Source organism: Paenibacillus sp. EB106-06-01-XG199 (assembly GCF_058791575.1).
In genome coordinates, this window is sequence record NZ_JBYTDQ010000002.1 from 648,300 (window position 1) to 661,888 (window position 13,589).

Consider the following 13,589-nt stretch of genomic DNA (forward strand, 5'->3'; position numbering starts at 1 on the left):
TGGCCGTGACCGGCGTAATGGTGGATCCGGCAGCCGGAGGATTCACCGGATCAGCATAGAGTGTGCCCCGGCCGTTTGTTCCGAGATATACCCGGCCGTATATTCGCGGATCACCGGTTATGGCCATGTTGATCTTCGCATACTGGTGGGCGTCGTCATTGATCCGGACCCAAGATGCGCCAGCATCATCGGAGCGGAAGACCCCTCTGACGCCATCGATTTGAGCAACCGAATATAGTGCCATATAGCTCTGGCCCGGTGCAGCCTTACCGTAGCCGATCAGATCCGCTTCCTCGACATTAGACAGCTTGGTGAAGCTGGTTCCAGAATTCACAGAATGCCATAAACCGTATTTGTTCTCGACTGTATTGCCTCCGGCCAGCCAGATATCGCCTTCAATGCCCGGCACTGCCTTCAAGCTGATCTGCGCCTGGTTCGGCTGCAGGCCGTCTACATTATTAGTCGGGAAACCCGCTGCCGGTGTAGCGGTAAAGGTAGCTCCGCCGTCCACACTGACATAGAAGATTCCGGCATAGAACGCATAGAACTTGTTCGCGTTTACACGGTCGGAAGCGATTTTGGCTCCGGCCGGTACCCCGCTGCTTGCCGTCCAGGAGTTGCCCGACGATTTGGTGTAGTAGACACCGATATCGGAGGTACTCCACAAGATGGCATTACCGCTGGCAGATACGGCGACCTGGCCTTGTCCTGCCGTTGTTTTGGTTCCATTCGACGGTTCGGCATTCGGCATATACCAATTAGAGCCGCCGTCATTCGAAATCCCAAGCGATTTCATGCTCGGTGTCTTTTCCTTATCGGCTCCGCCAACGCGCACAACGAACGCCGGACTGAGCTCCGCATAATCAATACTTGTCGTTGTCGCCCAGGAAGGGCTCGTTTGGAACTTGACCGGCGCCTGGGTCACATCTTCATACCGGAAGCCCGAGACGTCACCAAGCGCCGTGATCAGATGCGCACTTCCCGACGGCGGGCTGATCAGTCCGAGCACAGCAGTCTCCTCTACGCCCTTGGCCATGACCGAAATATTGACCTTGCCGCCTGTATCCCAAGCAGTCAGGTTATTCGAGCCGTAGATTGTAGCTCCTGTTCCGTACATCATCCGGTTGGAGTTGAACGGGTCAATCTCCAGGTCTCCCATCATCCAGCCGAGCTTTGGTGAAGGATCAAGTGAAGTGGAGGTCGTTCCATGATCCAGCCAAGGTGCTGCGGTAATGTTCATTGCGAATTTATAGGTCCGTTCCGGATAGTTGCCCCAATCCCAGATCCGGCTCCAAGTCGCTCCGCCGTTCGTACTGCGGAAAACAACCTCATCCGGCCACCAGGCATTCAGACTGGAGACCATCACCGTATTCGGATTCTGGGCATCGACAGCAAGTCCTCCGAAGCCGTACCAATTATCTGTTCCGGTCGTCGGGCTGATGTTCGTCCAGGCACCGCTGGTTTTATTAAATTTCCAGACTTCACCTTTGCTGCCGTCATAGGGCCCTACGCCATTGCTGTACGTAATGTACAGATCCCCGGTTGAGGAAAGCACGCCATGATGAGGCAGAAAACCGGTGGGCTGTCCGGGAAGCGCGGACCAGGTAACGCCGCCGTCGGTGCTGCGGTACACGCTGCTTGCCGTATCCGCTACGCCGACATAAATCGTTCCCGTAGCACTGCCGGGTGTGCCTGTGCTTTTGTCAAAAGTAATCCAGGATAATCCGACGAGGTCATTGCCGTAATCGAGCGTCGGGTTCTGAATATAAGTGCCTACGTTAGGAAAAGAGCTTACTTTGGACCAGGTTACTCCCGAGTCCGTACTTTTCCACAACCCGTTGCCGCTGCGTGCCCCGAAGAACAGGATGTTGTTCTTATTGGGGTCGATAACCAGACGCTCACCGGCCGAACGGCCGGGCATATTGCCGCCAACCTTGAACGGCAGCGCTGTCGTCTGCCACGTATTGCCCCGGTCGCTGGAACGCATAATCTGCCCGTTGCCATCCCAGTGGTTCGTGTACGTGCCGGTAGCCATGTATACTTTGTCCGGATCGACAGGGTCTGTAGCCAGCGCATCCACCCCGTTTTTGTTCCAGTCGACCCAGCCCACGGCATCACTGATGGAAATCCAGCTGCCAGTGGCCTGATTCCAGCGGTAGGCGCCCCCGATGTCGGTACGCGCATAGATCAGATTCGGTTCAGTTTGGTTAAAAATAATGCCCGGCACAAACCCTCCGCCCGCACCGGTAACGACACTTTTCCAGTTGTAAGCTTCACTTGCAGCAGCATGGGCAGCCGCCGGAAAGGCGGTAAACAAAGAGCTAGACATCGCAGCCAGCAGGACAATTAATCCCATTCTTCGGATACGGTTACGAATCACGAACCACGCCTCCTATGATTGCTTTACTTTGTTAACGTTTTCATTATAGAGTGTAAGCAGGATTCATAGTGAGGGAAAATGGTTCAAACTTGGAGAATTCCGTCTTCTGTTATCGTACCATTTTCACACTATTTATTACATTTATAGTAAAAAAACTCCCCTGACGGAATGTCAGAAGAGTCTTACTATCTTAATGCTTTAGCAGAAACTCGTCGAGTTTGTTGCCGTCCACATCATAGGCCTGGTAAGTCAATGTATTTCCGCTGACCGTAATTCCGGCGTACATCTGCTTATTGTTCTGGAAATGAACCTGATGATAGTACTGATCCTCTTTCTTCTCATTAAATTTTGCGCCGGAGGCGTTGGTCACCACGTACACCGTTCCTCCTCCGGTACCAGCAGAATTCCCGCCCTCCGGGACAACTTTTCCGGCAAGCAGCGGATACGATCTGGAATATTCATGATTATGTCCCTGGAGCACCAGATCAACCCCATACTTGTCAAATATCTCTGTCCAATCCTCCAGCTTCTTATACATGTTCCCGCCATATGCCGGACGGTGCAGCGCTACGATTTTCCACGGTTTATCTGTAAGGGCCAAATCCTTCTTCAGCCACTTGGCCTGGCTCTTCAGGTGGCTCTCCGTATTCAGTACCGTCACATGCACAGGTCCATAATCAAAAGAATATGAGGTTCCGGCAATGGATTCCGGGTCGCCGTTATCCGGAAGGTTGAAATGCGAAGTAAAGCTTGCTGCCTGCCCTTCGACCTCATCATGGTTGCCGGTGACAGGCATCAGCGGAATGCCCGGCACAAACCCCTGCACATTGCCGAAAAAGTCATCCCAGGCACCCGAATCCTCCGGCTCTTCCGTCAAATCCCCGTTATGAACGATAAACTTTGCCGCCGGGAAGGTCTGGAACGCCTTGTCCAGTATATTGCCCCATAATTTGAAATCCGCCGCCGTCTCCCCTTGTGAATCGGTTACATTGATAAAGGTTACGCTTTCGCTGTCCGCTTCCGCCGTGGTGAACGTAGCTGCTGTGCTCCATTCGCCTTCTTTGCCGCTGCCTGCCCTGTAGGTATACAGCGTTCCCGGTTCAAGCCCGGTCACTACAGCTTTATGTACGCCTCTTTTGCCCTCATCTGTTTTGATCACGCTGTCTATGGCCTGCACCTTGACAACATTCCCTGCTGTAAATGCGGCGCTTTTTCCTTTTACAACCTCAAGCCGTCCCTCCGCACCCGGAGCTCCGGTAAACCAGGTGAACGCACGGCTGGTCTCCGCATCTTCTTTAAAGGTACTGACCAGATCATACGGAGCACTGCTTTCCTCAGGTCGGGCAGTCCACTCCGATTTAAGCCATTCCAGACCAAGGGCCAGCAGGATCAATACAACTACGATGATTACAACAATAATTAACACTTTAAAATCCTTCATGCCTATCCCTCCCTCACCGCTTGCTTTCCAATAAACAACAGTCCGGATTCTAGCTTTCTGTCTATAAAAGATAGCCTTCCTCATAGACAGAAGTCAAATAACCCTCCCTACAACCTCACATAACTACGTCATTTGTTAACGCAGTGTAATAACTTTCAGCTAACGTTCAGGCAGATTTAAGAAAATCATAAGGTCAGTCACTTAATATGGGTTCAGCAGCAAGATTTAGGCGCAGCGGTGACCAAAGCCAAACTTTTGCGAGAGAAATGGGGTGTGAGATGAATAAGAAGCTGCAATTCCGGCATGAATTGAAATTTTTCATTAACTATCATCAATACCTTATATTGCGGCAGCGGCTGCAGAGCTTAATAGATACCGATCAGAACGCCAATGACAGCGGGGAGTACCATATCCGCAGCCTGTATTTTGATGATATTAACAATTCGGCACTTTCGGACAAGCTGGGCGGACTTAGAGAACGCACCAAATACCGGATCCGCATCTATAACGTACAGGACGATGTCGTACACTTTGAGAAAAAAATCAAAATGGACGACTACATCGCCAAGATCAAGGAACCGCTGACCCGCGAAATGTATGATCAGATTATGGCCGGCAATTACGAGGTGCTGAACGTTCCGCAAAGTCCTTTGTTTATGGAGCTCTATAACCAGATGCGCCACAATTTGCTGCGTCCCAAAGTGATCGTCGATTATGTCCGCGAACCTTACGTCTGCCATAACGGCAATGTGCGGATCACTTTTGACAAGGAGCTGCGTACGGGACTGCATGAGACGGATATTTTTAATAAAGAGCTTCAATCGGTCCGGGCGCTTGATGAGAACTTCATTATTTTCGAGGTCAAATTTGATGAATACATACCGGAGTACATCAAAATTGCACTGCAGCTAAACGGCTTAAACCGGCAATCCGCTTTGAAATACGTCATTTGCCGCAAATTTCTAAAAACCAATAATTGGGAGGATTATTAATGAGCATTTTATCCACACTGGGGGCAGCCACGGCCACGCAGACTATAGCTGCAACCGCAGGGCAAGAGAACGATACGGCCACAACTTTTTCCGATATGATTAAAAATTCGGTCGTAGACAACTTCGTTTCCGATATCAGCATCTCCAAAATCCTGATCTCGCTCGGCGTCGCTTTTCTGATCGGATTCTTCATCTACCTGCTCTACAAACGTGTGTTCAGCGGCGTATTATACTCCAAAAGCTTCAACGTGTCCCTGATGGGCATGACTATGATCACCGCAACTGTCATTATCGCCATCAACTCCAACCTTGTGCTCTCGCTCGGTATGGTCGGCGCTTTGTCCATCGTCCGTTTCAGAACGCCGATCAAAGATCCAACGGATCTGATTTTCCTGTTCTGGGCAGCCGTTGCAGGGATCGTTACCGGTGCAGGCTTTTTCACGCTGGCGATTATCGGCTCGATCATTATCGGCCTGATTCTCTTCCTGTTCATTAAACATTCTTCAGTCGAAACTCCGTACCTGCTGGTGCTTAACTGTGAAGGCGATGACAGCGAACGCGAGGTGCACAGCCATCTGACCAAAGCTGTAAAACGTTACAACATCAAGCAAAAAACCGTAAGCGCAGGCAACATCGAGCTTACGCTTGAGCTGCGTCTGGACGACAAGGAAGGCGGCTTCGTAAACACCGTCTCCGATATTACAGGGGTCAAAAATGCCTTGCTGATCAGCTATAGCGGCGACTATGTATCTTAATGAGGAAAGGCGGTGCTGAAGATGAAAGCACGCGGTAAGCTGACCCTGCTGATTCTTTGTTGCCTGCTGCTGGTTATCGCTATGGCGGGTTGTCAGATTGCAAATCCTTCTGCGGACAATAAAAGTACTACGGATACGCAGGAAAAAGCGGTATCAAGCGAGGAACAAAGTCTGGATTCGGAGGTGTTCCCGAAGGACAAGGTTGTTGATGTTAAAATCACACTGGACCCGGATGATTTCCAGGATATGCTGGACAATGCCAGCACCGAGGAATACAAGACAGCCTCCGTGGAATACAACGGGATCAAAATGGACAATGTGGCCGTGCGCACCAAAGGCAACTTAAGCCTGCGCAGCGTTGTGCAGATGGCGGACTCCGACCGTTACAGCTTCAAAATTTCTTTTGACGAGTATGTGAACCAGAATTTATTCGGCATTACCAAAATCAACCTCAACAACAATTACAGCGATGCCTCCTATATGCGGGAGTTTCTGACCTATGAGCTGGCGGAGAGCATCGGTCTTCCGACACCGAAATACTCCTTCGTCAACGTCTACGTCAACGATGAACTGAAGGGTTTCTATCTCGCGGTGGAACAGATCGGCGACGCCTATCTGGAGCGCAACTTCGGCAATTCCTATGGTGCGTTATATAAAGGCGTAATGACCGGCCAAGGCAGTGATTTGACCTGGCTCGGCGACGATGCTTCACTCTACACGGGACTTGAAATGAAGTCCGAAAAATCAAACGATGACATTGTGGTCGACATGCTGGATGAACTGAACAACGGCACCGACTATAATAAGTATATCGATATCGACGATGCTTTGGGGTATATTGCACTGAATGCCGTAACCGGCAATATGGACAGCTATCTTGGAGGAAACAAGCAGAATTATTACCTCTATGAAGATGAGGGAATCTTCTCGATCCTGCCTTGGGATTATAATATGGCTTTTGGCGGGATCGGCGGCTCGGATGTGCTGATTGACGAACCGACCCAAGGCGCTCTTGCCGAACGTCCGCTGGTGGCCAAGCTGCTGGCTAACGAGGAATACAAAACGAAATATCATGAGATAATCCGCGAAATGCTGGATGGTTATCTGCAGAACGATACGTTCAAGGCGCGGATTCAGGAGCTGGACACGATGATCTCCAGCTACGTGAAGGCTGATCCATCCGCCTTCTACACGTTCGAGCAATACGAGAGTGGGATTACCTCCGTGGAGACCTTCATGTCCACCATGGCCAGTTCGGTCTCCAAGCAGCTGGACGGCACCCTTCCTTCCTCCGGTGACGGAACGGGAAGCGGCATGGGCGGTGGTTTTGGCGGCGCAGGCGGGCAGGCACCACCGGGTGCGAATGGCGCTGGCGCGGCGGCTCCGGGGCAAGGCGCCAACGGCGCAGCGGCTCCGGGGCAAGGCGCCATCGGCGCGGCGGCTCCGGGGCAAGACGCCAACGGCGCAGCGGCTCCGGGGCAAGGCGCCATCGGCGCGGCGGCTCCGGGGCAAGACGCCATCGGCGCGGCGGCATCCGGGCAAGGCGCCATCGGCGCGGCGGCGACGGGGCAAGACGCCAACGGCGCAGCAGCGACGGGGCAAGACGCCAACGGCGCGGCGGCGCGGGGGCAAGGCGCCAACGGCGCAGCGGCTCCGGGGCAAGGCGCCAACGGCGCGGCGGCGCGGGGGCAAGGCGCCAACGGCGCAGCGGCGACGGGGCAAGGCGCCAACGGCGCATCGGCAGGCGGGCAGGCCGCGCAAGGCGGTGCGCCGGGTGCCATGGGCGGACCGGCGATGCCTCAAGGCGGCAACGGTCCTGGCGGTGATATGGCCGGTCTCGGTGGCGGCATGGGCGGCGGCTTTGGTGGTGGTGGCTTTGGCGGCGGCATGGGCGGCGGCGAGTTTGGCGGAGCTGGCGGTTCGCAGCAACAGGGCAGCACAAGCGAGGCCATCACAACCGGCGTGTCCATCGTTGTGCTTCTGCTTGCAGCAGCGTTCATCACCTTCTACAAACGCAAAAGTCTGTAAACTGTGCAAGCTGAACTTAAGAACTAGGTAATGTAATGTAAACCGGCGAATACCATAAATTAAGGTTAGTTGGGTTCACCGGAAAAGATTCTTAAGTTCACTTTGTATTTAACTGTATTTCATACAGCTATTATCCAAGATATTGCATCGAATCGAAGAATAATTGCACTGTGTGCACTTAAAGTGAGGCATTTGGAATAAACGGGTATTATTTGATATTTTTAATTGCACAAAATACAATTATTGCTTAAAAACCTCAAATATTGGCCATTTTTATTGTACAAAATACAGTTATATCGGCAGGACGCGGCTCTGCAACCCTCTCAGACATATGTCCGCGCAGCCTAGCAACAACTAAATACTGTGGAAGGCAACTTCCAGGCAAGTGGAGCCTCAGACGGGTGATCGTCTGAGGCTCTCTTGTTTTTTTGAATATGTTAGCTGCCGTATGGAGTATACTTCGGATCTTATCCTGAATATTCAGCTGCAAAGGCACATTGTGATGCGAAAGGTTCATTGGAAGGCATATACTATCTGTTATTTTCTGACGGATGATGACTCATGCCAAATTATAGGACTCCCTCCTACATGGCCATACACACCAAAAAGCTCCGCGCCTTTGACAGAGAGTGTCAATGCGCGGAGCCTTTTTGCAACAGCATATTCCTTTGGAAATGTGACAGAAGCTATGTTCCACCTGCATTCCGCAAATGTAAGTCTTTCCTTATTCCTTCCGCCCTCTTAACAAACTGATGGCAGCCAGTAAGAAGGACAGCAATGATATCCCCAGAGCAATATAGAGCAGCGGTGAGGTACCTGAGGATTTATCGATGTCCTCCACAATGGCTTTGTGCTCATCCATGCTCATGGAGTCACCCGTGTCCGCCAATCCGTGGGAGTGACTGTCTCCGTTGCCGGAAGACTGCACAATCGAAGTTACGGAATGCGGCGTTTCCGAGCCTTCTTCACCGGACCACTGCACCAAACTGCCGTCAGCATAATGCTGGTAAGCATTCCAGGCAATATCGCCTGCGGCCTCCGGGTTCTTGGCCGTGAAGTAGAAACGCTGAAATTGTCCGGCTTGAATGCCTTCACCGGTTGCGGTCCAGCTGACTTTATTGCCTTCGATGGTTACATTCCATCCGGGGGTTGCCTCATATTGCTTGAACTCCGCCCCCTCCGGGATGCGCAGGTCCACCTGAATGGTAGCGATATCCTTCTCCGAAGGCACTTTCAGTGTATAGGTCTCCCATGCACCGGTACTGGATTCTGCCGGAGCAACGGTCACATGTGCGCTGGCTACAGCCGCGAACAGCATCAGTGCGACCACGGAAGGTGCGGCTAAAGTCATCAGTTTACGCAGCATTTTATTCATGTGTGTATATTTCCCCTCTTCTCAGTTTCTATGGTTTCTTCGGAAAATCCCGCTCCCGCGAGGCCAGTCCCTGCTCCAGGGCATACCGCGTCAGCTGCGTACGGTTCTGGAGCTGCAGCTTTTGCAGGATGTTTTTCAGATGATTTTTGACCGTATGCTCCGAAATCCCAAGTTCAGCCGCAATCTCCCTGTTGGTTGAACCGGAGGAGACACAGCCCAGTATTTCCTTCTCCCGCGCCGTTAATGCTTCCCCCTCTTCCTTGACCGATGTAACGGCAAACTCCTTCAGAATCTGAAAAGCCAGCTCCCGGCTCAGCGGAACCTCCTCACTGACAATTGCCAGCAAATATTCGATCCAGGTCGAAGGAGCCAGGTTCTTCAGCAGATATCCCTGCGCCCCCTGCTTCAGTGCCTCGAACAGATAGGAGATTTCATCAGAAACGGTCACGATGACGATTTTGACATAAGGGTATTCCAGCTTGATCCGCCGTGTCGTCTCCAGTCCGTCCATCCCCGGCATCTCAATGTCAATCAGGATCAGATCCGGCATCCATTGTGCGGTCCAGACCATAGCCTCGGCCCCGCTCGCCACTGCTCCAATGACCTCAAAACGCTCATCCATCGCCAGAATCTCGCACATCGCCTCACGCGCATGAGCATGATCGTCCACAACCAGTACCCGGCAGCGGTTCATTCGGCGTCTCCCCCTTTCGTTATTTCAACAAGGGTCCCGGCGGCATCCGATCCCAGCGATAATCTCCAGCCCATCCGTTCTGCCCGTTCTCTCATAATCTGCAGGCCATAACTGCCGCTCACTGCAAAAGGGTCCTCATGCTGGATACCTGCACCGTCATCCGTGACAGCTACTCTCCAACGCTCCCGGCCGCCTTGCCCGGATATGGCTACTTTGCCCGCCCGTGTATGCTTGCGCACATTAATGATAGCTTCACGGATGCAGGACAGCAGCTCCGCCTTTTCAGCGGAAGTGAGTGCTTTGTCGTCCAGACTCCAGTCCAGCGACACTTCTATCATCACCTCACTTGCCATCTGCGCCAGCTGCTCCTTAACGGACTGCTCCAGGGTGAAGTTCTGCGCAACGCTGACTGGAACCTTCAGGTTCGCAATGGCCTGGCGTACATAAGAATTGACCTCATGCACTGTTTTTTTGATCTGCTCAATGCTTTCTCCGCTCACCTCACCATTCCTGCGGTTCTGCTCCAGACGCTCAATCCGCACGGACAACAGAAACAGCGACTGCGCCATCCCGTCATGCAGCTCTTTGGCCAGACCCTCACGGGCTTCCATGGCCGTTTTGACCGCCCGTTCCTGCTCCAGCTCCCGCTGGTTCCGTTCCAATAACGAGAACAGCGGCAGCAGCAGCACGATGCTGAACAGGAATACAAGCACAGGCGTCAGATAATTCCCCATGTCCATAGAGATATAAGGCATCAGAAACTGGTGGCGCACAATCTCCCAAATGCCGACCATCACTGTCGGAAGCAGCAGAATAAGCAGCTTGATTCTCGTATACGTTGCTGTCCCCTCCCAAATCTTAATGTATAGAATAGCATTCCCAAGGTAGCGCCGGCATGACTCTTTCGGGCTATACCCTCTTTGAAATGTTACAAATATAAGTATTTAAAATATTAACATTACGAAAAATCGCCGCTCGCGAAAGCCTAACCGATAAGGTAAACTAGGAGCAAAGCGTTAATCGAAGTCCACATTACATGTTAACTTATACAGGAGCGAAACTGAAATGAAACGAATTACGATTCTAATCGCCGATGACGATGCCGAGATCGCCGGACTGGTTGCCTTACACCTGGAAAAAGAGGGCTACTATCTGATCAAAGTATCTGACGGACGGGCTGCCGTACAGGCGGTCCAGACCCACTCCATTGATTTGGCAATTCTGGATATTATGATGCCCGGCCTGGACGGGCATGAAGTCACCCGGCAGATCCGCGAGCAGCACCAGATGCCGATCATCTTCCTGAGTGCCAAAACCTCGGACCTGGACAAAATCACCGGCCTCGTAATCGGAGCCGATGACTATATGACCAAGCCGTTTAATCCTATGGAGCTGGTCGCCAGGGTGAACGCTCAGCTGCGCCGTTCCATGCAGCTGAGCCGGCCCGTCTCCGGCAGCAAGGCTGTGCTCGAAGCGGGCGGATTGATCGTTGATCCTGACTGCCGCACCGTGACGTTATACGGGAACAACATCGAGCTGACGCCCAAAGAATTTGATATCCTGTATCTTATGGCCAGCTACCCCAAGAAGGTCTTCAGTGCCGAGCAGCTTTTCCAGCAGGTGTGGGGTGAAGCCTATTTTGAGAGCGGGAACACAGTGATGGTGCATATCCGTACCCTGCGCAAAAAGCTTGGCGAAGATCAAAACAAAAATAAATGGATCAAAACCATTTGGGGAGTAGGTTATACATTCAATGGCTAAAATGATCCGCAGCTTCCGCTTTAAAATGATCTTGATGCTGATAATGAGCATGTTTTGTTCGGGTGTCCTTACCTTTGCGCTGTATAAAGTGCTTCAGCTTTATTACCAATCAGAGGTTAAGCTGGAGGACAAGCTGGCCCGGTTCCGTTATATGATCGGCAGCGTCGGCGATCTCAATTTCTTTCTGATCTTATTTATTCCGCTGGCCATCCTCTTTTTCTTCCTCTTTACCAAACCCTATGCCACCTATTTCCGGGAGATTTCCAAGCATATTCATTTGCTGGCAAACGGTGATTTCAAAAGCAGGCTCAATCTCTCATCGAATGACGAGTTCGACGATATTGCCGCAGACCTGAATCTGGCGAGCGAAATGCTGCAGAAAGCGGTGGAACGGGGAGATTTTGCAGAAAACAGCAAGGACAAGCTGGTCTTGAATTTGGCCCATGATCTGCGTACTCCGCTGACCTCTGTGCTGGGTTATCTGGATCTCGTGTTGAAGGAAGGTCAGCTCTCTGCAGATCAGATCAAACATTATACGACCATCGCCTATACCAAATCCCAGCGGCTTGAAAAGCTCATTGATGAGCTGTTTGAAATCACCAGAATGAACTACGGTATGCTTACCATCAACAAAGAGCTGCTTGATCTGAGCGAACTGCTGAGCCAATTAAACGAGGAATTATATCCTGCCTTTGAGAGCAATGGACTGACAGCCCGCCTGAACATCCCTCCCCGGATTGAAATAAAGGGCGACGGTGAACTGCTGGCACGCGTATTCGAAAATCTGCTGACCAACGCGGTCCGGTACGGCAAAGAAGGACAATATGTGGATGTCAGCTGCAGCCCGCAGGCGGAGGATATCGTCATTCAGGTGATCAATTATGGCGGCAGCATCCCTGCAGAACAATTGCCCCATCTATTCGATATGTTCTATACCGGAGACCGGGCCCGCAGTCACCAAGAAGGCGGAACAGGACTTGGCCTGTTCATCGCCAAAAATATCGTAGAACAGCATGGCGGCAGAATCTCAGTGCAAAGTGACATCATCCGCACTCTTTTTGAGGTTCGGCTGCCACGGGAGCTGTAAGCTTTTCGTTACACGGATTTCAACATGCTTATTATCAAATGAGAAATGCTTTGCGGGAAATAGAAGGATAATCTATAGTTTGAAGCATATAAATTAGTATATTTTTAAGAAAAACTTTATCTTTACCCCACTTCTTTTTAAACGCTCTCTCTTATCCTTAAAGAATGAACACAAGGAGGAGACAGAAATGAAGAAAAAGAAGTGGGTTTTTTGGCTTGTCATCCTGATGCTGCTGGGCTATGAAGCTGTCCACAAGGAAGCGGAAATCACAGGAAATGATCTTACGGACAGGAGGTCCAAAGTGATCACAGCGGGTCCCGGCCGAACCGACATTACAGTTATTTCTATAAAACAGATCTACCAGGGAAACCTGTTACTCGTCAACAAGAAATATCCAGTACATAAATCAGGGGTTACAAAGGACATAGTTAACCTGCATGAGCATCCTGAGCTGGTGCAAGGATACGGGCTGCTGGACAACACGATTATGCTGTCGCAAAGCGTGGTGCAGCGCTTCTCAGAGATGATTGAAGCAGCTGCCGCCGACGGCGTTTCGAATTTTCTGATCAGCAGCGGGTACCGGGATACAGAAGAACAAAAGCAGCTTTATGAGGAAAAAGGCGCCGAATACGCGCTGCCGCCAGGCCACAGCGAGCATAATCTTGGCTTGTCGCTGGATATCGGATCTACACAGACGGCGATGAACAACGCACCTGAAGGCAAATGGCTGCAGAAGAACGCCTGGAAATACGGATTTATTTTACGCTACCCGGGTGACAAGACAGCCATTACTGGCATTCAGTATGAACCCTGGCATTTCCGCTATGTCGGTTTGCCGCACAGTAGAATTATGCAGGACAACCATTTCACACTGGAAGAGTATCTAGAATTCCTTAAAGAGCAGCAAAGCTATTCGGCAACGGTGGATGGAAAGCAATACGAGGTATCGTATCATCCCGTTACCGGCAATACACCGATCCCGGTACCGGCTGACCGCCGTTTTGAGCTGTCGGGCAACAATATGGACGGGGTTATTTTGACCGTGTTCCCCTGACGGGCATGGGAGTAATCAAAGG

General features: G+C 51.5%; 10 protein-coding genes and 1 pseudogene. 6 read left to right on the forward strand and 5 right to left on the reverse strand.

The genetic code is table 11. From position 1 onward, the window contains the following. Positions 1–2,356, reverse strand: a pseudogene (locus tag AC3WT9_RS08920) (xyloglucanase); the annotation flags it as partial. A gap of 214 nt (positions 2,357–2,570) precedes the next feature. Continuing rightward, entirely contained in the window at positions 2,571–3,821 is a 1,251-nt protein-coding gene (locus AC3WT9_RS08925) for a purple acid phosphatase family protein (RefSeq protein ID WP_341378285.1), read from the reverse strand. Between the two features lie 278 nt (positions 3,822–4,099). On the opposite strand from AC3WT9_RS08925, the gene AC3WT9_RS08930 reads away from it, so the two are divergent. The 3 genes from AC3WT9_RS08930 (at position 4,100) to AC3WT9_RS08940 (ending at position 7,596) form a co-directional block, all read left to right on the forward strand. After that, positions 4,100–4,813 carry a polyphosphate polymerase domain-containing protein gene (locus AC3WT9_RS08930; RefSeq protein ID WP_492407542.1) on the forward strand — a complete coding sequence of 238 codons (714 nt, stop codon included), beginning with the start codon at positions 4,100–4,102 and terminating at the stop codon, positions 4,811–4,813. A gap of 95 nt (positions 4,814–4,908) precedes the next feature. Further along, entirely contained in the window at positions 4,909–5,568 is a 660-nt protein-coding gene (locus tag AC3WT9_RS08935; RefSeq protein WP_341380360.1) for a DUF4956 domain-containing protein, read from the forward strand. 21 nt (positions 5,569–5,589) lie between these two features. Next, complete coding sequence (locus AC3WT9_RS08940) at positions 5,590–7,596, forward strand: CotH kinase family protein (RefSeq protein ID WP_492407543.1); 2,007 nt, start codon at positions 5,590–5,592, stop codon at positions 7,594–7,596. 724 nt (positions 7,597–8,320) lie between these two features. On the opposite strand, the gene AC3WT9_RS08945 is transcribed toward AC3WT9_RS08940, so the two are convergent. Genes AC3WT9_RS08945 through AC3WT9_RS08955 form a run of 3 tightly spaced genes read right to left on the reverse strand, consistent with a single transcriptional unit; the run spans position 8,321 to position 10,459 of the window. Further along, positions 8,321–8,971: a YcnI family copper-binding membrane protein gene (locus AC3WT9_RS08945; RefSeq protein ID WP_341378282.1), complete on the reverse strand. Its 651-nt coding sequence runs from the start codon at positions 8,969–8,971 to the stop codon at positions 8,321–8,323. Between the two features lie 28 nt (positions 8,972–8,999). After that, entirely contained in the window at positions 9,000–9,665 is a 666-nt protein-coding gene (locus AC3WT9_RS08950; RefSeq protein WP_341092295.1) for a response regulator, read from the reverse strand. Then, positions 9,662–10,459: a sensor histidine kinase gene (locus AC3WT9_RS08955; RefSeq protein WP_341092294.1), complete on the reverse strand. Its 798-nt coding sequence runs from the start codon at positions 10,457–10,459 to the stop codon at positions 9,662–9,664. The genes AC3WT9_RS08950 and AC3WT9_RS08955 overlap by 4 nt, the downstream gene beginning before the upstream one ends. 271 nt (positions 10,460–10,730) lie before the next feature. Between AC3WT9_RS08955 and AC3WT9_RS08960 the strand changes: the two genes are divergently transcribed. The 3 genes from AC3WT9_RS08960 (at position 10,731) to AC3WT9_RS08970 (ending at position 13,567) form a co-directional block, all read left to right on the forward strand. Then, positions 10,731–11,426 (forward strand): response regulator transcription factor, encoded by a 696-nt coding sequence (locus AC3WT9_RS08960; RefSeq protein ID WP_341378281.1) that lies wholly within the window; start codon positions 10,731–10,733, stop codon positions 11,424–11,426. Then, a complete protein-coding gene (locus AC3WT9_RS08965; RefSeq protein WP_341092291.1) occupies positions 11,419–12,513 on the forward strand; it encodes a sensor histidine kinase in 1,095 nt (364 codons plus the stop codon). The genes AC3WT9_RS08960 and AC3WT9_RS08965 overlap by 8 nt, the downstream gene beginning before the upstream one ends. 187 nt (positions 12,514–12,700) lie before the next feature. After that, positions 12,701–13,567, forward strand: coding sequence for a M15 family metallopeptidase (locus tag AC3WT9_RS08970; protein WP_341378280.1), 867 nt, complete (start codon positions 12,701–12,703; stop codon positions 13,565–13,567). Positions 13,568–13,589 lie beyond the last annotated feature (22 nt).